Source organism: [Bacillus] enclensis (assembly GCF_001456935.1).
GTDB classification, from domain to species: Bacteria; Bacillota; Bacilli; order Bacillales; family Bacillaceae_B; genus Rossellomorea; species Rossellomorea enclensis.
This window is the reverse complement of record NZ_KQ758486.1, coordinates 21,266-43,043: the sequence shown is the minus strand read 5'-3', so window position 1 is coordinate 43,043 and position 21,778 is coordinate 21,266. Positions and strand designations below refer to the sequence as shown.

The window sequence follows — 21,778 nt, the reverse complement described above, 5'->3', positions numbered from 1 at the left end:
AGTTTTAAAAAAGAAAATGCAAATAGTTGTGAATAAGTGCTTTATCCATAAAAAAAGAAGAATCCTATACAGGATTCCCCCTTTTCCATGCTTACTTTTTATTTGCCAGCCATTCAGCTACTGCGTCCGCCTCTTCACCTTCTACAAGACCTGCGGGCATTTGACCTTTACCGTTTTTAAGGATTTCGAGGATTTGATCTTTATCCAATCGGGAACCAACGTCTTTAAGAGCCGGCCCCATACCGCCTTCCAGATTACCGCCGTGGCAGCTGGTACATTTGTTGTTCACGATTTTTTCAGCATCGACACCGCCGGAGCTCGTTTCCTTGCTGTCGCCGCCGTCATTGCCGCCGCAAGCTGCAAGCACCAATGAAGTTCCTAAAAGAATGCCTAAAAGCTTTTTCTTCATGTTTTCTCCTCCTAGGAAAAAATTTCAGAGTAAGAATAGACCGTGGTGAATTCTCTCTCCTATAGATAATTATACCAAGCTTAAACCCGTTTGAAACCTTCGCCCAATACCTCTGAAGCGTCCATAGTGACCACAAATGCAGAGGCATCAATGCTTTTAACCAGTTGTTTCAGTTTTGTGAATTCTGTCTGATCGACCACGACCATCAGAATCGGACGTTCATCATCCGTATATCCGCCGTATGCTGATAGTTTTGTCACACCGCGGTCGATTTTATTCAAGATTCCTTCACGAACTTCTTCCTGGCGGTTCGTGATGATAAGTGCCATCTTGGAACGGCTCACCCCGACCTGTACGAGGTCGATCGTTTTACTCGTCACATAAAGGCCGATCAGCGCATACAGTCCTCTTTCGATATCAAACACGATTGCCGCAGATAATACGATCATCCCATCAATCATCGCCACACAGGTTCCGAGTGAAAGACCTGTGAATTTATTTACGATCTGGGCGGCAAGGTCGGTCCCCCCGGTCGAAGCTTTACCACGGAACACGATTCCAAGCCCAAGTCCCACTCCGATTCCACCGAACAACGCACCAAGCAGCGGATCCTCTGTCCACGGCTGCCAGTCTTCTGTGAGGTAAACGACTAACGGTAAAAACACAGTACCGATTGCTGTTTTCACTCCAAATTGAAGCCCCAGGAAGATGAGCCCCGCAATGAAAAGCGGAATATTGAATGCCCACTGCACGAATGCAGGCTTCCAATCAAACAGCCCCTTTAATATAGTAGAAATCCCGCTGACTCCTCCCGATGCCACCTCATTCGGAAGCAGGAACACATTGAATGCAATGGCCACAATCGCTGACCCTGCTACAACAAACAAATACTCCAAAAACTTCTCTTTCCTCGGATTAAATGACTGCTCTCGACGTTTTTGCTTCAAACCCATTCCGTACGACTCCTTCTGTATATGTATTGATAGTATGAGTACAAGCAGGGTAAATCATCCCTTATCACTGGTAGCCGTCGTTTGCTGACCTTCCATTGAATGGGGAATTGCTTATTACTCTTTATCATTTATTAGTTGATTTTTAATTGTGAGTTGCTGCCATGTCGCGTTGACATTGGGCTCGAGGCTTGCTCTGTCACAACCTTTGAGAGTATAGCATGGGTGTCGAAACGTGTAAATGACATTGAGGTGACGTGGTGAAGCATTAGTGGGATGGGGTGGTGTTTGGTTGGTAGTAGGGTTGGATTGGGGTGCTTTGGCGGGGGGTGGCCAGGGTGTGGTGCCGCTCCCTTCCGTGGTGGTGCCTGGCTCAAAATGGTGGATTTGAGCCAGGGTCAATTCGGTGCGTTTGAGCCAGGCTCAGATTGGGTGGATTGAGCCTGGCTCGATTTACGGTTTCGGTGCCAGACACAGAGTATGTGATTTGTTCCAGGCACAACCGCTTCCCAAATTTTAAAACAAAAAAGCTGAACCTCCCTGACAGGATGGTTCAGCTTTGTATATTACTGAATTTTCGAACGCAGATACGCATTGATAAACGGATCTAGATCGCCGTCCATCACGCCTTGTACGTTTCCGGATTCTGTGTTGGTTCTGTGGTCCTTGACCATGGAATACGGGTGGAACACGTAAGAACGGATCTGGCTTCCCCAGCCAATTTCTTTTTGCTCGCCGCGGATTTCAGCCAGTTCCTGTTCCTGCTCTTCGATTCGCTTCTGATATAGCTTTGCTTTCAGCATCTTCATGGCAGATTCACGGTTCTTGATCTGCGAACGTTCTGACTGACATGTCACTACGACATTGGTCGGCAAGTGGGTGATACGGACAGCCGAGTCGGTCGTATTGATATGCTGACCGCCGGCACCGCTCGCACGATACGTGTCGATTTTAAGATCTTCTGTGCGAATATCGATTTCGATTTCTTCATTAAACTCCGGCATCACTTCGCATGAAACGAAGGATGTGTGACGGCGTCCGGAAGAATCGAAGGGAGAAATACGCACAAGACGGTGTACACCTTTTTCCGCTTTCAGATAGCCATATGCGTTATGGCCTTTGATTCCGAGAGTGACACTCTTGATACCTGCTTCATCGCCTGGAAGGTAATCAAGAGTCTCGACTTTGAATCCTCTTTTTTCAGCCCAGCGTGTATACATACGAAGCAGCATGGAGCCCCAGTCCTGTGACTCGGTTCCGCCGGCCCCCGGGTGAAGCTCAAGGATGGCGTTGTTTTTATCGTATTCTTCGCTGAGAAGAAGCTGAAGTTCATAGTCGCTCAGGCGCTTCATGAGGTCGCCGAGTTCTTCTTCTAGGTCCTGCTGAAGATCCTCATCCGGCTCTTCTTTTATAAGTTCAAGCGTGAGTTCAAGGTTTTCCTGCGTTTCGAGCATTGCTTTGTAATCATTCACGAGGGCTTTAAGTCCGTTTCCTTCATTAATGAGTCCCTGCGCTTTTTGCTGGTCATCCCAGAAATCGGGTTCTACCATAATTTCATCAAGTTCCTGGATTCGTGCCTCTTTGTTTTCTAAGTCAAAGAGACCCCCTGAAGTCCGCTAATGTCTTAGCTGTTTTTTCTAACTCTGATCTGATTTCTGCTAGTTCCATGATTGGTCACCTCTGTGGTTATTTTGATATTTATTTATCTTATCTTACTGTATTAAATGCCGCTGGTGATTTCCGTGCAAGACTTCGCTTTCCGCGGGCGAGCGGGGAGCCTCCTCGGAGCTGCGCTCCTGCGGGGTCTCCCCAGCTTCGCTTTTCCCGCAGGAGTCTTCGTCTTGCACTCCAATCACCAGCTGGTTTGTGCTGCATTATAAAATCACACTGCATTATTTTTATGAGAGGGTACCAGGTAAGCCTCGATTTAATGTAACGGGGACAGGCATTCCGATTCCGAACCTGGCTCAAAACATCGAAATTGAGCCAGGCTCAAAATTCTGCCAGTCACTGTGTCTGGCACAAAAAGGGCCGGTTGTTCCTGGCACAATTCAGTCGATCTGTGCCCGGCACCAAAACCCTGCAAAAACGAGTCCCCGCATTAAAACGGAAAAGTACCTGGCACTCCTAAGTAAGTACCAGGTATCCTCTCCGGTCTAGCATTTATCCCATTCTGCCGTGGCAGTGTTTGTATTTTTTGCCGCTGCCGCATGGGCATGGTTCGTTGCGGCCGACTTCTTCTTCTTTGCGCACAGGTTTCTTCTTGGCTTTGCCGCCTTCTTCTTTCGGGTTGACGGCTTGGCCTTTGGCTACTTCCTGGCGCTGAAGGTTGTTTCTGATTTCGGCTTTCATGACATATTTGGCAGCATCTTCTTCGATGGCCAATACCATGCTTTCAAACATGGCGAACCCTTCATGCTGGTATTCGCGAAGCGGATCATTTTGACCGTATGCCCGCAGGTGGATACCCTGACGGAGCTGATCCATCGCATCGATGTGATCGATCCATTTCGTATCGACCGCGCGGAGAAGGATGACTTTTTCGAATTCACGCATTTGTTCTGCGCCCATTTCTTCTTGTTTTTCATCGTAGCGGACTTTCACGTCTTCCCAGATGAGATCCATGATTTCGTCTGCTTCTTTCCCGCGGAGGTCGTCAACTGTGACGTCCCCTTCAGGAAGAAGATTCGCATTGACGTAATCAATGATACCCTGCAGGTTCCAGCTGTCGATTTCTTCGTTGGCCGTATGGGCGGCAACCTGGCGCTCGATGACGGATTTGATCATACCTTCAACAATTTCGCGCAGGTCCTCTGATTCGATGACATCGTAACGCTGCTTGTAGATGATTTCGCGCTGCTGACGAAGGACATCATCATATTGAAGGAGCTGCTTACGTGCATCGAAGTTGTTTCCTTCCACTCGTTTCTGGGCGGATTCAACGGCACGGCTGACCATCTTACTCTGGATTGGCTGGGAATCATCCATGCCGAGGCGGGTCATCATTGTCTTCATATTGTCGGAACCGAAGCGGCGCATCAATTCATCTTCCATTGAGAGGTAGAATTGAGTCACACCAGGATCCCCTTGACGTCCTGAACGCCCGCGGAGCTGGTTATCGATACGGCGGGATTCGTGACGCTCTGTACCGATGACGGCAAGACCGCCAAGATCGATCACGCCTTCGCCAAGCTTGATATCCGTACCACGGCCGGCCATGTTCGTCGCGATCGTAACCGCGCCTCTTTGGCCTGCCTCTAAAATAATTTCGGCTTCGCGGCCGTGATTCTTCGCATTCAATACGTTATGACGTACGCCTTTTTTTGTTAAAAGTTTGGAAATCAGCTCTGACGTTTCGACGGCCACTGTACCGACAAGAACAGGCTGTCCCTTTTCATAGCGTTCCTTGATATCCTCTACGACCGCCATGAATTTACCTTCCATGGAAGCGTAGATCAGATCGGCACGGTCATCACGGACGATCGGTTTATTCGTTGGAATCACGATGACGTTCATGTTATAGATGTTGCGGAATTCCTCTTCTTCCGTCTTCGCCGTACCGGTCATACCGGAGAGCTTTTCGTACATACGGAAGTAGTTCTGGAACGTGATCGTTGCCATCGTCATGCTTTCGTTCTGAATCTCGAGTCCTTCTTTTGCCTCGATGGACTGGTGAAGACCATCACTGTAACGGCGTCCTTTCATCAGACGTCCCGTGAAGGAATCAACAATGACAATTTCGCCTTCCTGAACCACATAATCAACATCGCGGTGCATGCTGACGTGTGCCTTCAGCGCCTGGTTGATGTGGTGGTTAAGGGTGACGTGTGAAATATCGAAAAGGTTATCGATGTGGAAGGCTTTCTCCACTTTTGTAATACCATCTTCAGTCAGTTGAACACCTTTGGTTTTCTCATCATAGGTGAAGTCTTCGTCTTTTTTCAGTGTGCGCACAACCGCATTCGCCTGGATATAAAGCTGAGGCGTGCGCTGTGCGTTACCGGAAATGATCAGTGGTGTACGTGCTTCGTCAATTAAAATCGAATCAACTTCATCGATTACGGCGAAGTGCAGCGGGCGCTGAACCATCTGGTCTTTGTAAAGGACCATATTGTCACGAAGATAGTCGAAACCGAACTCGTTGTTCGTTCCATATGTGATATCCGCTTTGTATGCTTCACGCTTCTCTTCTTTTGACATGGAGTTGAGGTTCAACCCGACAGTCAGTCCAAGGAAGTTGTAAAGCTGGCCCATTTCCTCGGCGTCACGGCTGGCAAGGTATTCGTTGACCGTTACAACATGAACGCCTTTTCCAGTGATCGCGTTCAGGTAAACAGGCATCGTTGCCGTAAGGGTTTTACCTTCACCGGTTTTCATCTCGGAAATGTTACCGCCGTGTAGGGATGCCCCACCCATCAGCTGGACGCGGTATGGATAAAGACCGAGGACACGGCGTGCAGCTTCGCGTACGACCGCGAATGCTTCGACAAGCATACCGTCAAGGTCCTCGCCTTTTTGAAAACGTTCCTTAAAGCGTTCCGTTCTCTCTCGGATCTGATCATCCGAGAGGCGTTCCATTTCCGGAGCCAGTTCTTCTATTTGATCGGCTATCTTTTCAAGCCTTTTGATCTCTCTTTTATTCGCATCAAACACTTTGTTTAAAATCCCAAGCATGTATAACGCTCCTTTATCCTGTATAAGTAGAGCCTAATTACACTCATCACTATAGCGAAAGTAAATGAGAATTCCATGAGAAAAGATAAATTTCCCAGTCTTAAAACATCTCTACTACACATTCGCTAAAAGCCCTGTAAATCCTGCTTCAAAAACAATTCATTCCTGTTAATTCTACCATTAACGTTACCCTGTTACAACTTAAGGGGGATGGGGGCGTTTTAGTCGTGAATTTTTGTTTAGGCTTCTAATGCCGCGGTTGATTTCCGTGCAAGACTTCGCTTTCCGCGGGTGACCCATGAGCCTCCTCATCGCATGCGCTCTTGTGGGAAGGAAAAGTGGAGGGGCTTTGCTCAGAGGCGTGTGGCATAAGACGAATCGGCCACGAAGGCGTTCTTTGCTTTCTTGGTCGGTTTGGCTTATGACATGTGCCTCTAAGCCCCGCAACTAGACAAGTCTCACATTAGTCACTTTTCCCGCAGGAGTATTCGCCTTGCACTCCAATCAACCGCTGGGATTACCTAAAACTAAATAACCCGAACTAATAGGAATTCAGTGATTCCTGTTAGTTCGGGTTTTAATTAAACTTAATGCAGTCTCTTATGGACTATTTTATTTCTTTAACAGTTCATAAACTGTATCCTGATAGCTTTCCCAGATCTGTTTGCTTCGTCTGGAGATGCTGTTGGCGGATACGTCAAAGTATTCGGCGAGTTCCTTTTGGACGTGGCGGATGCTGATTTCGTCGATGTTCTTGGCCATGTCGACGAGGGCGCCTGAATAGATTTTCGGGTTGCGGATCGTCGGGCGTTCTGTGTAGAAGTATTTCTCCAGAACAGAAACGAGCAATTCGCTTTCCGCTTTGTCTTCCCCTTTTTCAGTAAGGAAAGTTTTCAGGGAAGTGATCGCTTCGTTATATTCAGGCGTCATCCAGATTTCCACGCCTTCGATAGGGGCTTCCGCTTCAGCCGGTGCTTCGATTTCAGTACCTTCCGAATCAACTGCAGCCTTCTTGCCGGATTTTTTCTTTTCCGCACTGTATAAAACAAATCCGACGTCGGCAAGTATCATATATTGATCTGCCAGGTAATCCTGCAGATTCTCGAATTCCCCCTGTTCAAAGCGGATCTTCACTAGTTCCGTTGCTGCTTTTTCAATCGATGGGTAGATGAAATACTGGGCAAATGGGAGATACTTGTCTCCGTTCGGTAAAAGAAGTGCAAGGAAGAAACTGTTTTCTTCCAGATTGCCAAATCTCTCTTTTACGACCAATTTTTCACCCGTGATGACTTCTTCAACATGAAGCGTGCTGTCATCGACTTTTTCAACCGTACCAGCAGTCACACGCAGATTTCTCCAGGATTCAAGGACGGCAGCCGTTTGCGGGCGGGTCACCGTACCATCCGACTTATCGATAAAGCGGTCGATCAGACGAACTCCTTCTTCATCTTTTTGAGTAGATCCGTACCAGCTGACGAACGCCATTTCATAAATATCCGGATCGGCCTTCATCAGGTCCATCTTCTTCAGATATTCATGGTACGCTTCCTCCATCTTGGGATCCTGCGCAGTGGCGATGAAATCATAGAGCTGCGCCTGCAGCACGTCAAGCTCCTGGTTCACCATTGAATCTATATTCACGACATTTTCTTTTTCACAGCATTTCTTATATTTCTTACCGCTCCCGCAAGGACACGGTTCATTTCTTCCGACTGTACTCATGCTTGTTCTTACCTCCGAATTGTTGAGTCCCGTTCACAAATGTTCATTATATAACACTTTTGGGTTTGGTTAAACTGTTTTGAAGGATGTAAATACAACCAGTGGTGCTGAAACGCGGATTAGTACTGTTAATCCCCTTCTAATCCGCTTTTGATCTCCATGCAGGACTTCGCTTTCCGCGGGCGGACGGTGAGCTCCTCGTCGCCGCGCTCCCGGTCTCACTAGTCTCGCGTTTCCCGCAGGAGTATTCGTCTTGCACTACAATCAAAAGCTGGAGATGACTGATATCTATTTTCACCCATAGAAAAGAGCCGTTTCTAAGGGCACACCCCTTAAAAACGGCTCCAACATCATTATCCTATTGGTTCTTACTTTTTATCAGCCCGTCGATGTACTGCTTTATTTCTTCGATTTTCTGATCGGTCACCTGGGTGATTTCATTTGATTTCTGGTTCAATTCACCTTGGTAATCCTCATTGAGTTTACTAGTGAGGTATTGATTCGTTTCATCTTTAAGTCTCTGGATTTCACTTTGTGTAAGTCCCTCTACATCGTTTTTTATTTTTCCATCTCTTTCAGAAAAATAAGCAGATACCTTGGACTCATAATCTTTTTTTAACACCTCTGCCGCATCATTCACATGATAAACAAGTGCCCCTGCTGCTCCTCCAATGACAAAAGTAAGGATGACGGTTATGACAACAACTTTAGAAAACAGATTTTTCATGGGAACACCTACCTTATTTAATTTTATCTCTTAAGTTAATAGTATTAATGAATGATGAGTTTCATACTAAAAATAAAAAAAGCTATTCTTTAGGTTAACCAATAACCTAAAGAATAACTTTTTATCTAACTTATCTACCCTGTTTCTTCATATAATCCAATACATCCAAATCAATATAATTCTCTTCCTGCTCGCGCATTTCGAAGTTCTCGGTGTGCAGGTAGTCCTTCAATGCCTGGTGCAGGGAGTTGCTCCCATCAGCATAGCCATGGCGTTTCAGTTCTTTTTCAAGGGCATCCCGAACTTCGCCTTCCAGGAGGACCACTCTCCCGGGATCTGATTCTTTAAAATAGAGTTGATGCATCAGATAGATTCTCTTCAACTCTTTAATAGGAGATGAATGATCATCAACCCGCAGATCAATGTAACGGTCGTTGAATCCGCCGTATCCGCCTTTTTCCTTTACGACTAAAAGAGCAGCAGACTGCATGCCGCGGGAGTCCCCGCCTGCATCCTGTCCGGCATCGAGTGCGTGAAGCAGCCTTTCAGCCAGGCTGCCTTCCGTGGATTCAAAGGTTTCCGCCATCGCTTTGACCGTATTTTCATCTACTAAAATATTTCCCTGCGCCGTAAAATACTTACCCGTCATTCCGCCTGCCCAGTCATAACAACCTTCTCCTGTGAAAGTCGCCGAATGACCCCAGGCATCGATCAACCCTACCTGTCTGAGATGACGCTCTGGATCATCTTTCCTGATGATGTCCAGTGCTTCTTCTGCCGTCTTCCCTTCTTCCATCAGCTGCAGCGCATGGGGGCCATATGCCGTGTTGGCATAGGACTGGGTTGCCACCGCCCCGACGCCTGCTTTGGCAAACGGGACGACCGAGCCGACACCAAGAAACTTGGACTGAACGGCAATTCCCCATTCTTTCTCTTCAGGATCATATCCGACGATGGAATATGTCATGTTGACGTCCTCCTTTTATTCTGACTCTCTTAAACTTCCACGGTTGCTCCTGCAGTAAGGTCGTCCGGATTCAACCCTTTCAATTCTTCTATAACAAACAGTCCATCCTTCCGAATCAACACGTCATCAAAGTAAATTTCGCCTCCGCCGTACTCGGGACGCTGGATGCATACCATATCCCAGTGCACGCTGGAACGGTTCCCGTTATCCGCTCCCTCATAAGCCTGTCCCGGGGTGAAGTGGAAGCTCCCTTCGATTTTTTCATCAAAAAGGATATCCAGCATCGGCTCCTTGATCTTCGGGTTCACACCGATTGCGAACTCCCCGATAAACCGGGCTCCCTCATCGGTGTCCAGAATTTCATTGAGTTCTTTTGTTTTATCAGCTGTCGCTTTCACGATCTGCCCGCTTTGAAATGTCAGTGATATATTGTCAAACGAAAAACCGCGGTACAGCGTTGGCGTGTTGTAAGTGATCGTACCATTCACGCTATCCTTGACCGGAGCCGTATACACTTCCCCGTCCGGGATGTTCCTTTCCCCGAAGCACATGACCGACGGGATATCTTTTATGGAAAAAGTAAGGTCCGTCCCCTCTCCGGTGATCCTCACTTTATCCGTGCGGTCCATCAAATCCTTGAGCGGCTTTTGGGCCTCTTCCATCTGTTTGTAGTCGACGGTGCATACTTCAAGAAGATAGTCGAAAAACGTTTCATAGCTCATCTTTGCTTTCTGGGCAAGTGCCGGATTCGGATAGTTTAATAGAACCCATTTCTTTTTCTGGACAAGGTAATCATTTGATTCTTTTACGAGAGGCATGAGGAGCTGCCACTGCTCGCCCGGGACCTCACTCATCTCGGCATCGTTCGGGTCGCTCGATATGCTGATGAATGCATCGAGATCCTGATACTTGTCCATATTCCATTTGTTCATCAGGATCATCTGTTCCTCTTTCGCATTTGTCGCCATGATGCGAGTCAATTCCTGATCTCCGAATTCAAAATACGGGATGACGCCCAAATCATATGCTTTACGAAGCAGTTCCTTCACGAGCGGCTTCGTAGTATATTCACCTGTAATCAGCAGCTTTTCTCCTTCTTTCATTTTCAATGAATGCGTCAGCAAGACTTCAGCCAATTTCCCTAATCGTGGATCTCTCACTTTGGTTCCCCCTCTATTTTTGTCTACTGTCTAATTTTCGACAAAAATTGGAAAAACCCTCTATCGAGCCTGCAAAAAATCCTGCAGTCAAAAGTGACTGCAGGATTTTCGATTGTATAATCAGTTCGTTTCAATTAATCCATATTTACCGTCGCGACGCTTGTACACAATGTTAGTCGCGTTTGTTTCGGCATCCGTGAAAACGAAGAAACTGTGACCGAGCAGGTCCATCTGCAGGATGGCTTCTTCACTGTCCATCGGCTTCAGGTTGAACTGCTTTGTACGCACTACTTCTGAATCAGTCTCGTCCTCAACTTGAATGGAAGCGGCTCCATTTGGAGAAACATGGTTCAGGTCCTCCTGAGCTGCAAAGAACTCCTTCGGGCTGCCTTTTTCACGCATTTTGCGGTTCACCCTTGTTTTATGCTTGCGGATCTGGCGTTCTAATTTATCCACTATTAAATCAATGGCCGCATACATGTCCGTGTTGCGTTCCTCCGCGCGAAGGACCAGGTGCGGCATTGGAATAGTCACTTCAACTTTAGTATTTTTATCAGGGTACACTTTCAGATTAACATGTACATTTGCATCAGGAGTTTCATTAAAGTAACGATCTAACTTGCCAATCTTCTTCTCCACGTGTTCGCGAATCGCTGGAGTTACCTCAATGTTCTCGCCTCGAATGTTGTAATTCAACATGTAAACTCCTCCTTTTAAAAATAAAGCTATGTTGTATATATTCTTCATTCCCTCAAATATTCCTGCTTAAACTTTCAAAATTTTTTGTCATTTCAAAAGGAATTTTGTTGCAGGACTTTGAAATATGTCGAAAGTGTTGGTACATAAGGGATTGAAGAATGGGAAGAGTGAAAGGGTGTGGAGCTGGTTAGTGAACAATCACTCTTTCTACTATTATTATCTCACTGAATCCGGATGGTAATCGGGATATTTTTGAAAGATTGGTGGATGTTTTGAGACAGGTTTGTGACTAAAAAAAAGAAAAGCCCCGATTAATTTCGGGACCGTACTTAATTATTCAATAGTGGTTTCAGGACTCGATCAATCTCCAGCTTCCACGCAGAAAATGCAGGCGAAAGTTTGCCCTTCACGATTTCTTCTTTTATATTGCTCTCTCCCAAGTGACCGTCCAGTTTCATTGTCTGATCGATGACCTGCTTGAACCGGCTCAGCACACTTACAACTTCAGGGCTTTTCTCAAATAACGCTTTAATAAGCTCATTACTCTCGGATACTTGCCCAAATGACTCGAATACATCAGCCAGGACGCGGTCACCTTCTGTTTTTTCAATCTCTTTAAAACTATCCGTTACATACGTCAAAGCTTCCTCGATTGTCTCAAGCATACCAACATATCGCTGCAATAACTCAAACTGCTTCTCATCCAGTATTACTGTGCTGGTCAAAGAGAATCACCTATTTCTTTTTATCGTAGAACATTCCGTCATGCTGCAGGGATTGGTAAGGATTCGTGTATCTCTGGGCAGAAGATTTTTTCTTGTTTAAACCGTTCATGTCGCGCTTGATTTCTGTACGCAGGAGAATCAACTTCCGGTCGATTTCCTGATTCCATTCCATCATTTCCTTGCCGAGCAGCTGCTCATCTACTGAAAATGGAGGCTTTATGCTGCCCAGAAGAGTTTGTCTTTCCGCCAGCAGCTTCTCAATTGTTTCGATGATTGATTCACGATCAGCATCTGCCAGTCCTTCAACGGCTTCTTTTAGCTGCTTGGTAATCGAGTGGCAGAGCAGAACCGAGCTCATTATGCCTGCCCGCCTTGCCCTGCATGCTGTTTCTGCCGGTTAAGCTGGATGACCTGCTTCCAAGTATCGCGGAATTCAGTAATCAAACCCTCGACCTCTTCTAAAATAGCACAATCGTTTTTCACATTCGCATCCGTTAAGCGGCGATTGATATAGTCGTAAAGTGACATGAGATTCTGTGATATTTCAAGATTCGTATTAAGCGTGACCATCAGCTCGCTGACGATGGCCTGTGCTTTTTGGATGTTGGTGTTCTTCAATTCAATGTTTTTCTCTTCAATGGCTTTCTTTGCTATATGAATGAACTTCAGGCTTCCGTTATAAAGCATAAGCGTGAGCTCACCCGGTGACGCCGTAGAGACCGAGTTATTCTGATAGGCTGCATACGGGTTGTTGATGGCCATATTGACACTCCTTTTTTGCTACTGTTTAAAAATATTACATACCTCCGCCGAATTGCTGCATCAGGTACATGGACTGCTGATTCGCCCGCTGGATCGCTTTCTCCATCGCGGTGAATTGACGCCAGTAGCGGTCTTCCACTTGGATCATGCGGTCTTCGAAGCGGTCGATTTGATTGTCTGTATTGTTTAACAAACGTCCCAAAGCGAAGGTATTATTCGTACTGGAGGCTTTACCTGCTTTTTTCTCTACACTGTCTATCGTATCCTTCAATGTCTCCCGCAAGCGGCGTGCGATTCCCTGTTCACCCGTTGTTGCACCGTCTTTTGCGAAAATCTCATAAATGGCATTGGGGTCTTTTGAAATGACCTCCCGCAGCTTGGCTTCATCGATGATCAATTTTCCGCGTTCCAAATAGTTGCTGGAAGTCTTGATACCGATCTGAGACAGCTGGTCGGTCCCTGACGTACCGCCCGAAACTGGCGTGTAAATATTCATCCGCATTTTGTTCATCGCAGAAGAAAGAACCGAATCGTTGCGAAGGGTTCCGCTCCGTGCCTTTTCTTCCCACAACTCAATCTCTTTTTCTTCCATTGCTTCTTTTTGTTCGGCGGTCAGAGGCTTGAAGTCACGGTAATTCTTTTCGTTGAGTTCGCCGTTTACCTTTTCAATCAGCTTGTTGTATTCGTCTACGAATTTGACGATTTTTTCTAGGATTTTGTCGGTGTCGGGTTGTGAACTGAATGATACATTCGTGTTTGACGCATTTTTCAACGTCAACTCAAAACCATTTATGGTGAATGTATTGGAAGCCCGTTCCGTCTTCATCCCATTATAGGCAAATACTGCGTTCTCACCAGCTGAACCCCTGCCGGCAGCTTCAGCAGTGTCATTGTCTGCATCCAGCTTCAGATGAGTACTGAACAATGAGCCCTGCAATTCAATCTCGGCTCCTGCCCCGTTGCTTCCGGTATTCTTACTCATCACTGACATTTGTTTAGTCTGTGAGTCATAGAACATCGTGACACCGGTTTGATTATTTATTTTTGTCACAAGGCTGTCCATGCTCTCTTCCGCAGGATCAAACTTGATTTCAGTAAAATCAGCTGCCATCGTGCCGTCTTTCTGGATGGCTTTGACTCTGATCGTTTGTTCGCCTGTCAAACCGAATGACTCACTCAACTTCTTCTTAGGGTCAAAAGCCCCTCCGTCCGATTGAGTGATAGCGGCTGAACTGTACATCGTGGCTGCGGTAGCCAATGATTCCACTTTGATTGTTCCGGAAAAATCGCCGGTAGCATTTATATTCTTCACCGAAACCTCATTTGGGTCTGAAATAGTGACTGACTTCTGTATATAAGTAGACTTCTTCATGACTCCGTCAAATATAAGATTACTAAAATCAAACATCATCTTGTTCATATCCCGGTAATCATCACGCTGCCATTCAAGATACTGCTTTTTTTGCTGCAATTTATCAAGTGGGATACGTTCCGCCTTCATTAAATCCTTTATCATCTGATCGGTGTCCATTCCGCTCGCAAGCCCGCCGATTCTCATATCTGCCATTAAGAATCACCTTCCTTATATCTTTTTATCAACGATCAGTCCAACAAACTCAGTCATCGCCGCATACATATCTAGCATTTTCTTTGCCGGGATCTCCCGGACGATTTCCTTCGTCTGCTCATCAACGATCGTTACATAGTATTCCTTCAATTTATCATGAAATTCAAATTTGAGATGGGTATTGGAAGCATGCAAAAACTCATTCATCCCCTGAATGACATCCTCCACTTTTTCTCGCGTTACAGGCTGGTTGTTGGTTTCTTCTTGGAGTCGTTCCTGTCCTTGTATGTATGTCACTGCTTCGTTTTGATTGTTTTCAAGTTTGGTAAATGATTGTGTGGGTTGGATGGTGCCTGTCACTTTTTCAATCATTGTTTGATCCTCCTTGGGGTTATATGGGTTATATCGGAAGAGTTGGGGGAAAGTTTAGAGCTAATTAACATTACATATGCAGGCAAAAAAGAACCCCGAACATTAAGGTTTGGGGTTCTTTCAAATAACAACTTAAAATTAACGAAGAAGTTGTAAAACTCCTTGTGGTTGTTGGTTCGCTTGCTTTGCGACTATGTCTTTCGATCATAGAATAGACTATATCTTCACCCTTATATGTAAGGGGCTGGGCACTTCGAATGATTTCCATCACCCTACGAATCTCATTGTCATAACGATTGCCTTAGACAGTACATTCTAGTCGTTGAACCTTCTCCAGAGTTTCCTCACAGGAGCTTGGCTGCTGATTATCCATTGTATCATCCTCATCATTTTCAAACCAACACGCTTACCGTTTCCAGTTACGTTGTGGTTGATGAAGCTTTAGGAAGTTCCAGCAATTCACCCAGTTATACTCCAGCTCGTTACCAAAACTGGACGCCCTCTAATCAATTATCTCAGAAGTTGTAAAACTCCTTGAGGCATTTGATTGGATTGAGCCAACATTGCTTGAGATGCTTGTGCAAGAATAGAATTCTTTGTTTGGTTCATCATTTCTTTCGCCATCGTGCGAACATTTACTTTCATAAATGACCAGACTATATCTTCACCCTCTGGCATTCCAGTAGGGGTTGGGCACTTCGGATTCACAATGCTGATGACCATTGTTTCACCTACGGATTTCATCACCATAGCTTTCGCCTTAGATGGTCTATCCTAGTCGTTGAACCTTCTCCAGAGTTTCCTCACAGGAGCTTGGCTGCTGATTGCCCAATCTTTTCTTTTATCTAACCATCACGCTTGTCGTTTCCAACTACGTTGTGGCAAGAAAAGCTCTTAGGGGTTTCCAGCAATTCACCCAATTATGATCTCTGACCGTTCCCAGTCAGGACGACTGTGCTTGTCGCTGCTAAGCAGCTAAAGCATAATCTACGTCACGAATACGTGATTCTGCAGCAGTTAGGTTTTCAGACGAAGTACCTAGGTTATTAATAGTATGCTCTAATCGATTTTGATATGCGCCCATTTTAGAACGTTCTGCTGAAACAGAATTAATTGCCTCATCAATACCCGCTAGCTGATTATCAAAAGAAGTAGTGGCAAAGTCCGTTACATCAATGTTAGCAATTGTTGTAGTTGTACCTAAATCTGCAGCCTTCATACTGTTAAGATTTAATGTCAGTTGTTGGGTTTGATTAGCTCCAATTTGAAACACTAAATCATCAGTACCATCTCCAGCTGTTCCATCCCAACTACCATCAAGCAATGTCTTTCCATTAAATTGTGTACGATCGCCTATTCCGTCTACTTCATTAATCAACTCAGTAATTTCATCCTGAACTGCTTGTAAATCCTCTGTTTCATTAGTTCCTGTGTTTCCTGCTTGAACTACTAGTTCTCTCATTCGTTGGAGAATATCATGTGTTTCATTTAATGCACCTTCACCAGTTTGAATTAAAGAAATTGCATCTTGAGAGTTACGAGATGCTTGATCTAATCCACGAATTTGACCACGCATTTTCTCGGAGATCGCAAGACCAGCTGCATCATCTCCAGCACGGTTAATACGAAGACCAGAAGACAATTTCTCCATTGATTTTCCTTGTGCTACATTTGCACTATTAAGCTGACGATAAGTATTCAAAGCAGCAATATTATGATTAATTCTCATTACAAAATTTCCTCCTTGAAAGTAAGTCCACATCCTTGTGAACTGTTTAGTATTTGGTTTACAAAGAACAGAAAGGTCGGCCGCCCTTTTCTTCCTTGCTTACATGGTTATTATCGGTCGTTTTTATCAGGGTTTAATAGATTTATAGAAAAATTATTGTTTTTTCGGCAAAATGTTGAGGAGGTTGTCGATTCCTTTGGAGGCTTCGGTGTTTTCTTCCTGGATGGTTAGGTAGATTTCTTTTCGGTGGATTTCGACGTTCTTCGGTGCGTTGATGCCGAGTTTCACTTGATCTCCTTTTACCGATACCACACTGATTTCGATATCTTCCCCGATTTGGATGGCTTCACCTGTTTTTCTTGTCAGTACCAGCATCGTCTCACTCCTTACCGGATTGCTCTGGCTGAGCAAAGATGAAATGTTTTGTTTTGTAGTTCGTGTTGTTCAGGATCACTTGTTTTGCTTTGTTGCTGGCTAGATTGATAATGATCGGGGCCTGGAGGTTGGCTGTTGAATCGTTCAGTGCTTCTTTCATCGTTAAAATGGTGAGTACTTTTACATCTTTTTCGGAGGTAAGACCCAGTAAGTCGACGCTTTCCGCTTCCAACTCAAAATCATACTCATTTGTAAACAAGAACGGATCGGTTACAACGAATCCAAGCTGCGGTGTGGAGACTGACTGCAGGATATGAAACCAATCGTTCTCCGGCAGCGGCAGCAACATAAACCCTTTCTCTTCTGCAAATCCGGGTATCCCCTGCTCAAACTTCAGGATGTCTTCTTTTTTCACTTCTATCTCGCCATGGTACTTCGTATTGATTTTCATACTCTCATTCCTTTATCTTATATTTCCTGTTCGTAATTGACGCCTACATGCTTAAGGTTCACAAAATCGATTTCCAAATCGGCATATCTCTGCAGGCTTATATCTACTTGTGCCTTAGACACATTTACGTTCGGCTTTACAACCTGTGTATTATTAATCACTTTCTGAGGTTCAAACCGGACCTTCACCTCACCTGGATCGTATTGGATTTTCACACTCCCCGCCGAAGGGATCCAGCCGATATTAAAGTCATACATCGGGCCTTCACTGTTTCGTTTTGCCTGTTCTGCAACCGCGTTTCCGCCGTTTTCAATCATCATGAGCTCGTCGCCGTCCTGCGCCATGCGGGCGAGACCGGATAACCAGTCTTCATACCCCTGTCTTGAGAAATCCTCTATCCTGCGCCGCACGGATTTCAAATCCATATCGGCTCGCGCTTCCGTCTGATCAATCGTCAGCTTTGATGGTCGGCGTTCTATTTCCATCTTCGCTTCCGGCTGCTGGATATCGAGGGCAGGCGGAGGTGTTTCAACTTCCAGCTTGCCCGGTGTTGTTTTTATCTCGATGGAGGCGGGTGTGGATTGAAGCCGTATCTGTGGAAAGTTCATCGTATCTCTCCTCTATTCAAAAGGGGACCACCCCCTTAGGTGACGAAACACCTTAAAGGGTTGGTCCCCTAGCATTTATCTTAAAAAGTCCATTAGTGAAGGCTGGATGATTCTTGCTCCGACCCCCAGGGCAGCACGATGGACGCTTTCCTGGGTTTTCAAATCGGTGATGACCCGTTCGATATCTGCATCTTCGTTGTCAGACAGGATTCGATTAGCCACTACTTCCTGCTGACCAAGGCGGTCGTCGATCATTTCCAGGCGGTTGTAACGGGCACCCAGTTCTGAGCGCTCTGCAGACAGGGTTTCCATGACATCGTCCAAGTTCCCAAGTTCTGTATCAAGAGCATCCGTATCCCCTGTTTCCAACGCTTTTTGAATATTATGGACCGTATCAAACAGCTTCTGGCTGAAAACATTGCCCGGGTTTACGTTGGCTTTTAAGGATACACCCTGTGAAACTTCAACATTATAATTACCAATCACGGCACTTGTCAGATTATTTGCAACCTGAGGGGCAGTGCCGTCTGCCGGATTTCCATCTTTTATAGGTGAATTGTCTACATCAGTCCCGTGAAAAATGTACCGTCCTGCAACCTTCGTTTCTGCCACTCCGACCAGGTCCGCCTTAATCTGCCCGATTTCTACTGCAACTGCTTTCATATCCTCTTCACTTAACGTGCCGTTCTTACCTTGCAGCGTCAGTTCCCGTACACGCTGAAGCCCCTGATTGGCTTGGTCGATCCCAGCTTCAGAATTATCCATCCATAAATAAAGTTCTGAAAGATTTCGCTTATACTGTTCGATCCCTGTCAAATTCGACCGGTAGAACATCCCCTTCATCGCAACAACCGGATCGTCGGAGGGCTTGGTGATTTTTTTACCAGTGGCGAGCTGGTCCTGGAGCTGTCCCATACGGGCATAGGAGGAGCTCAGATTTCTCATTGAATTATTGGTTAACATGCTTTGTGTTACGCGCATTTAGATTTCACCTTCCTATCTTCCTACGGTCCCCATGCCGTTGATGATTTTATCAAGCATTTCGTCCTGGAGTGTGATCATTCTTGCAGAGGCGTTGTAGGCATGCTGGAATTTGATCATATCCGTCATTTCTTCATCAAGCGAAACGCCGCTCACGGACATCCTCCGTTCTTCCACCGCACCGCGCAGGACTCCTGAGTTCTGAGTCAGACGGACTGTTTCCTGTGATTCGACTGCCATTGAGCCGATAACCGATTCGAAGTGAGCCCTGAAAGTTGCAGGCTTTTCACCGTATGGAAGCTCGGTCGTTGTTATGATATCAGCTAGTGCACTCACATTGGCTGCGTCACCGAGAGTGGGATTGTCAGCACTTGCCGTTGCGATCATATCCAGATTGCTAAGTTCATCCGCAATTTGCATACGCTGTGCAAACCCTGCTTTATCAACGTCTTCCAAGTCAGCAGAAGCATTCTTGGCATCCTGGAAGAACTTCGGTGTTTCAATACTTGGGTCTTTGAGCTGAGCCGGTGACACCCCTTTTTGGTGCTGCTCGTTAAAAGCCTTCGCGAATTCATATGCCATTCTGTCGAGTTCATTCAGCATGGTGATATAAGAACCTTTTGCTTCACCGTTTTTGTCTGTGTATCCATATGTATCGATGAGGGCCCTTAGCTTCCCTTCACCTTGGGATAAGAAGTCGTTCACGTCCAGCTTCTGATTTCCGATGGTCACGGAATCCACTGTACCCTGCGGTCCTTCAGAGGTTATCTTTAATGAGTTCACACCGTTTTTCCCAACCAGATTTACGGCGAAATTCCCATCCTTGCCGACCAGGTTCACGGTCACCTGTCCTTCTGCAATCGGTGAAGATGCTCCGCCGCTTGACTGATAGCTCGTTTGGATGGTGACATGCTGTGATAGTTCATCCAGTAGACGGTCTCGTTCATCATAGAGATCATTCGGTAAATAGCCATGCGGTTCGACATCGGCGATCTGCTTGTTTATTTTATCGATCTGGCTTGTCAGTGAGTTGATCTGCTTTTCGGTGACGGACAGCTCATTCTTCAAATCACCGCGCACCCCTGTAAGAGATGTCGACAAATAATTAAAAGTATTGGCAACTGCGATACCTCTTTCACGGACAACCGAACGGGCACCTGCATTCGTGGGATTGACGGCAAGATCCTGGAGTGACTGCCAGAACATGTCCATCGTTTTGGACAAGCCGGACTCTGACGGCTCGTTCATAACTTCCTCCATTTTCTTCATCGCTTCCATCTTCGACTCCCAATACCCAAGCTTGTTATTTTCACCGCGGTATTGAACATCAAGGAACGAATCGCGCACACGCTGAATAGACCCTGCTTCAACCCCTGTTCCCATTTGGCCAGGGATATCAGGTCTGTTCATGGATGGAGCCGGGTAAGGTGTCGTCTGTTCAAAATTCACACGTTGGCGGCTGTAGCCTGGCGTGTTCGCATTGGAAATGTTGTGGCCTGTCGTATAAAGGGCGCCTTGCTGTGTGTACATGCCGCGTTTCGCGGTTTCAAGGCCGTGGAAAGTAGATCGCATGGTGGTGCCTCCGTTTCAAAGTTTTAAGCCTGTGAATCAAAGAGTGATCGCTGCCGGGGTGACTTTTTCTCCCCGTTTGGCCGGGCGTAGGTTGTCTGCTGGTCCTGCGGCTGCATGATTGATAGATTCATATTCACAAACTGCAGGGATTGATAGACAAGTTTCTGATTCAGTTCATTCCGTTCTTTCAATTGGGAGATCAACTCTGTCATTTTGCGCTGCCAATCAAGGAGTACGGCCTGATCGTCAGGTTTACTGTACTCAATGCATTGAGATAGGGTCGGCGGCGCTTCTGTCAGCAGACCGAGTGAAGTCAGGTATCCTGCAGATTGCCGCTGCCGCTCGTTCTCGACCGTATTGATCGCAGCGATATGCTTCTGCTCATCTTTTAACAGTTCGTCGAGCCCTTTCATATCGCCGCTCTTAACCGCATCTGTTTTCCTTACAGATAGATCAAGCAAACTTTTGTTCAGCTTATACAGTTTTTCAAGTGTCGCGATTAATGTGGATGCTGACATGTCCGCTCTCTCCTAGCTTTGGTAAAAATTCTTGAGCCCTTTGGCAATGGCTTTCGGATCGATGGTGTAATTCCCGCTCTGTACCTGATCCTTCAGTGCCTCTACCTTTGCCTGACGTTCCTTGCCAAGCTTTGAAACTTCCTGCATCTCTTTCGCAGCAGTCGAAATCTCGATTTTATCAGAAGGTGATTTCCCTGATTTCTCCGCTGCATTTAGCTTATTCATGTTTCGCTGATACGGATTGATATTCTGGTTCCCAATATTATTGATTTTCATATTGTTTCCCTCGCTTTCCTCACGCTCAAAGTGTCTCTATATAAGTATATCGGTAATCTTCCGAATTTGTTTAGGATTCTCGACTGGTGAGTTCTTCCTATTTTTCATTCTGGTTCACTTGTCACGTGTCGTATAGTACGTACGCTGTTCCTTCATCTTTTCTTTCCATTCATTATTCGCCTCAAACTGCTGCAAGTCTCTCTTCAATGAATCCGTACATCCCTGACATAGCTTGCCACTATTTATAACCTTTCCACATTTATCACAAGGATAACCCAGATTCGGGAACAGTTTCGTCTGAATCCGTCCCTTTTTCACCCATTTATATAGAAGTTCTTCTTCAACCCCAGTTTGGGAGATGACCGTCTCCATCGTTGCCGCACGGTTCTCTCTTTTCTTTAAAAATTGATATACCTTCTCATACATCTTCTCATCTTCTTTAAAACAGTTCTCGCATACATCTCGGAATTTATTTTTCATAAAAAGCGCATTACAGCGCGGGCAATTTGTGATTTCTGACATCTTGGTTTCCTC

23 protein-coding genes and 1 pseudogene are annotated in these 21,778 nt (G+C 45.8%); all 24 read right to left on the bottom strand.

The features are described 5' to 3' along the window. Positions 1–91: 91 nt before the first annotated feature. The gene (gene cccB, locus AS034_RS17600; RefSeq protein ID WP_032086717.1) at positions 92–409 is read right to left on the bottom strand and encodes a cytochrome c551; all 318 of its coding nucleotides are present in this window, start codon (positions 407–409) and stop codon (positions 92–94) included. 80 nt (positions 410–489) lie between these two features. Further along, a complete protein-coding gene (locus AS034_RS17595; RefSeq protein WP_058299574.1) occupies positions 490–1,362 on the bottom strand; it encodes a YitT family protein in 873 nt (290 codons plus the stop codon). Positions 1,363–1,925: 563 nt separating this feature from the next. After that, positions 1,926–3,027 (bottom strand): peptide chain release factor 2 gene (gene prfB, locus AS034_RS17590; protein WP_141687760.1). Its coding sequence is split into 2 segments (ribosomal slippage): positions 1,926–2,954 and positions 2,956–3,027, totalling 1,101 coding nucleotides; the frame shifts between segments, so codons are not numbered across the junction. A 495-nt stretch (positions 3,028–3,522) separates the two neighbouring features. Then, complete coding sequence (gene secA / locus AS034_RS17580; RefSeq protein WP_058299571.1) at positions 3,523–6,033, bottom strand: preprotein translocase subunit SecA; 2,511 nt, start codon at positions 6,031–6,033, stop codon at positions 3,523–3,525. A gap of 612 nt (positions 6,034–6,645) precedes the next feature. Further along, positions 6,646–7,755 carry a YecA family protein gene (locus AS034_RS17575; protein ID WP_058299570.1) on the bottom strand — a complete coding sequence of 370 codons (1,110 nt, stop codon included), beginning with the start codon at positions 7,753–7,755 and terminating at the stop codon, positions 6,646–6,648. 358 nt (positions 7,756–8,113) lie between these two features. Further along, complete coding sequence (locus AS034_RS17570; protein WP_058299569.1) at positions 8,114–8,482, bottom strand: hypothetical protein; 369 nt, start codon at positions 8,480–8,482, stop codon at positions 8,114–8,116. Between the two features lie 130 nt (positions 8,483–8,612). Further along, on the bottom strand, positions 8,613–9,449 hold the full coding sequence (locus AS034_RS17565; RefSeq protein ID WP_058299568.1) for a DUF1028 domain-containing protein: 837 nt from the start codon (positions 9,447–9,449) through the stop codon (positions 8,613–8,615). Positions 9,450–9,478: 29 nt separating this feature from the next. Beyond that, a complete protein-coding gene (locus AS034_RS17560) occupies positions 9,479–10,609 on the bottom strand; it encodes an aminopeptidase (protein ID WP_058299567.1) in 1,131 nt (376 codons plus the stop codon). 120 nt (positions 10,610–10,729) lie between these two features. Continuing rightward, complete coding sequence (hpf, locus tag AS034_RS17555; RefSeq protein ID WP_058299566.1) at positions 10,730–11,308, bottom strand: ribosome hibernation-promoting factor, HPF/YfiA family; 579 nt, start codon at positions 11,306–11,308, stop codon at positions 10,730–10,732. Positions 11,309–11,637: 329 nt separating this feature from the next. Continuing rightward, complete coding sequence (locus tag AS034_RS17550) at positions 11,638–12,033, bottom strand: DUF8042 domain-containing protein (RefSeq protein WP_058299565.1); 396 nt, start codon at positions 12,031–12,033, stop codon at positions 11,638–11,640. 10 nt (positions 12,034–12,043) lie between these two features. Next, complete coding sequence (fliT, locus tag AS034_RS17545; RefSeq protein WP_058299564.1) at positions 12,044–12,391, bottom strand: flagellar protein FliT; 348 nt, start codon at positions 12,389–12,391, stop codon at positions 12,044–12,046. After that, positions 12,391–12,795, bottom strand: coding sequence for a flagellar export chaperone FliS (gene fliS / locus AS034_RS17540; RefSeq protein ID WP_058299563.1), 405 nt, complete (start codon positions 12,793–12,795; stop codon positions 12,391–12,393). Before fliS ends, fliT begins: the two co-directional genes overlap by 1 nt. A 34-nt stretch (positions 12,796–12,829) precedes the next feature. Next, complete coding sequence (locus AS034_RS17535) at positions 12,830–14,362, bottom strand: flagellar hook-associated protein 2 (RefSeq protein WP_058299562.1); 1,533 nt, start codon at positions 14,360–14,362, stop codon at positions 12,830–12,832. 15 nt (positions 14,363–14,377) lie between these two features. Further along, entirely contained in the window at positions 14,378–14,734 is a 357-nt protein-coding gene (gene flaG / locus AS034_RS17530) for a flagellar protein FlaG (RefSeq protein ID WP_058299561.1), read from the bottom strand. Positions 14,735–15,244: 510 nt separating this feature from the next. Next, positions 15,245–15,358, bottom strand: a pseudogene (locus AS034_RS17525) (flagellin); the annotation flags it as partial. A gap of 343 nt (positions 15,359–15,701) precedes the next feature. Next, positions 15,702–16,463, bottom strand: a complete 762-nt coding sequence (hag, locus tag AS034_RS17520; RefSeq protein ID WP_058299560.1) for a flagellin Hag — start codon at positions 16,461–16,463, stop codon at positions 15,702–15,704. 153 nt (positions 16,464–16,616) lie between these two features. Continuing rightward, positions 16,617–16,838, bottom strand: coding sequence for a carbon storage regulator CsrA (csrA, locus tag AS034_RS17515; protein ID WP_058299559.1), 222 nt, complete (start codon positions 16,836–16,838; stop codon positions 16,617–16,619). 4 nt (positions 16,839–16,842) lie between these two features. Then, on the bottom strand, positions 16,843–17,289 hold the full coding sequence (gene fliW, locus AS034_RS17510) for a flagellar assembly protein FliW (protein ID WP_058299558.1): 447 nt from the start codon (positions 17,287–17,289) through the stop codon (positions 16,843–16,845). A 17-nt stretch (positions 17,290–17,306) separates the two neighbouring features. After that, complete coding sequence (locus AS034_RS17505) at positions 17,307–17,897, bottom strand: DUF6470 family protein (RefSeq protein WP_058299557.1); 591 nt, start codon at positions 17,895–17,897, stop codon at positions 17,307–17,309. A 75-nt stretch (positions 17,898–17,972) separates the two neighbouring features. Further along, positions 17,973–18,878 (bottom strand): flagellar hook-associated protein FlgL, encoded by a 906-nt coding sequence (flgL, locus tag AS034_RS17500; RefSeq protein WP_058299556.1) that lies wholly within the window; start codon positions 18,876–18,878, stop codon positions 17,973–17,975. 15 nt (positions 18,879–18,893) lie between these two features. Beyond that, a complete protein-coding gene (flgK, locus tag AS034_RS17495; protein ID WP_058299555.1) occupies positions 18,894–20,450 on the bottom strand; it encodes a flagellar hook-associated protein FlgK in 1,557 nt (518 codons plus the stop codon). Between the two features lie 23 nt (positions 20,451–20,473). Further along, positions 20,474–20,968 carry a flagellar protein FlgN gene (locus tag AS034_RS17490; RefSeq protein WP_058299554.1) on the bottom strand — a complete coding sequence of 165 codons (495 nt, stop codon included), beginning with the start codon at positions 20,966–20,968 and terminating at the stop codon, positions 20,474–20,476. Positions 20,969–20,980: 12 nt separating this feature from the next. Continuing rightward, complete coding sequence (gene flgM / locus AS034_RS17485; protein WP_058299553.1) at positions 20,981–21,244, bottom strand: flagellar biosynthesis anti-sigma factor FlgM; 264 nt, start codon at positions 21,242–21,244, stop codon at positions 20,981–20,983. Positions 21,245–21,358: 114 nt separating this feature from the next. Further along, entirely contained in the window at positions 21,359–21,766 is a 408-nt protein-coding gene (locus tag AS034_RS17480; protein ID WP_058299552.1) for a TIGR03826 family flagellar region protein, read from the bottom strand. Between the last annotated feature and the right edge of the window lie 12 nt (positions 21,767–21,778).

What these genes read in the sequence shown, in the direction of transcription:
- cccB (WP_032086717.1), bottom strand. Translation starts at nt 409, where the DNA reads ATGAAGAAAAAGCTTTTAGGCATTCTTTTAGGAACTTCATTGGTGCTT.
- AS034_RS17595 (WP_058299574.1), bottom strand. Translation starts at nt 1,362, where the DNA reads ATGGGTTTGAAGCAAAAACGTCGAGAGCAGTCATTTAATCCGAGGAAA.
- secA (WP_058299571.1), bottom strand. Translation starts at nt 6,033, where the DNA reads ATGCTTGGGATTTTAAACAAAGTGTTTGATGCGAATAAAAGAGAGATC.
- AS034_RS17575 (WP_058299570.1), bottom strand. Translation starts at nt 7,755, where the DNA reads ATGAGTACAGTCGGAAGAAATGAACCGTGTCCTTGCGGGAGCGGTAAG.
- AS034_RS17570 (WP_058299569.1), bottom strand. Translation starts at nt 8,482, where the DNA reads ATGAAAAATCTGTTTTCTAAAGTTGTTGTCATAACCGTCATCCTTACT.
- AS034_RS17565 (WP_058299568.1), bottom strand. Translation starts at nt 9,449, where the DNA reads ATGACATATTCCATCGTCGGATATGATCCTGAAGAGAAAGAATGGGGA.
- hpf (WP_058299566.1), bottom strand. Translation starts at nt 11,308, where the DNA reads ATGTTGAATTACAACATTCGAGGCGAGAACATTGAGGTAACTCCAGCG.
- fliT (WP_058299564.1), bottom strand. Translation starts at nt 12,391, where the DNA reads ATGAGCTCGGTTCTGCTCTGCCACTCGATTACCAAGCAGCTAAAAGAA.
- fliS (WP_058299563.1), bottom strand. Translation starts at nt 12,795, where the DNA reads ATGGCCATCAACAACCCGTATGCAGCCTATCAGAATAACTCGGTCTCT.
- AS034_RS17535 (WP_058299562.1), bottom strand. Translation starts at nt 14,362, where the DNA reads ATGGCAGATATGAGAATCGGCGGGCTTGCGAGCGGAATGGACACCGAT.
- flaG (WP_058299561.1), bottom strand. Translation starts at nt 14,734, where the DNA reads ATGATTGAAAAAGTGACAGGCACCATCCAACCCACACAATCATTTACC.
- hag (WP_058299560.1), bottom strand. Translation starts at nt 16,463, where the DNA reads ATGAGAATTAATCATAATATTGCTGCTTTGAATACTTATCGTCAGCTT.
- csrA (WP_058299559.1), bottom strand. Translation starts at nt 16,838, where the DNA reads ATGCTGGTACTGACAAGAAAAACAGGTGAAGCCATCCAAATCGGGGAA.
- fliW (WP_058299558.1), bottom strand. Translation starts at nt 17,289, where the DNA reads ATGAAAATCAATACGAAGTACCATGGCGAGATAGAAGTGAAAAAAGAA.
- AS034_RS17505 (WP_058299557.1), bottom strand. Translation starts at nt 17,897, where the DNA reads ATGAACTTTCCACAGATACGGCTTCAATCCACACCCGCCTCCATCGAG.
- flgL (WP_058299556.1), bottom strand. Translation starts at nt 18,878, where the DNA reads ATGCGCGTAACACAAAGCATGTTAACCAATAATTCAATGAGAAATCTG.
- flgK (WP_058299555.1), bottom strand. Translation starts at nt 20,450, where the DNA reads ATGCGATCTACTTTCCACGGCCTTGAAACCGCGAAACGCGGCATGTAC.
- AS034_RS17490 (WP_058299554.1), bottom strand. Translation starts at nt 20,968, where the DNA reads ATGTCAGCATCCACATTAATCGCGACACTTGAAAAACTGTATAAGCTG.
- flgM (WP_058299553.1), bottom strand. Translation starts at nt 21,244, where the DNA reads ATGAAAATCAATAATATTGGGAACCAGAATATCAATCCGTATCAGCGA.
- AS034_RS17480 (WP_058299552.1), bottom strand. Translation starts at nt 21,766, where the DNA reads ATGTCAGAAATCACAAATTGCCCGCGCTGTAATGCGCTTTTTATGAAA.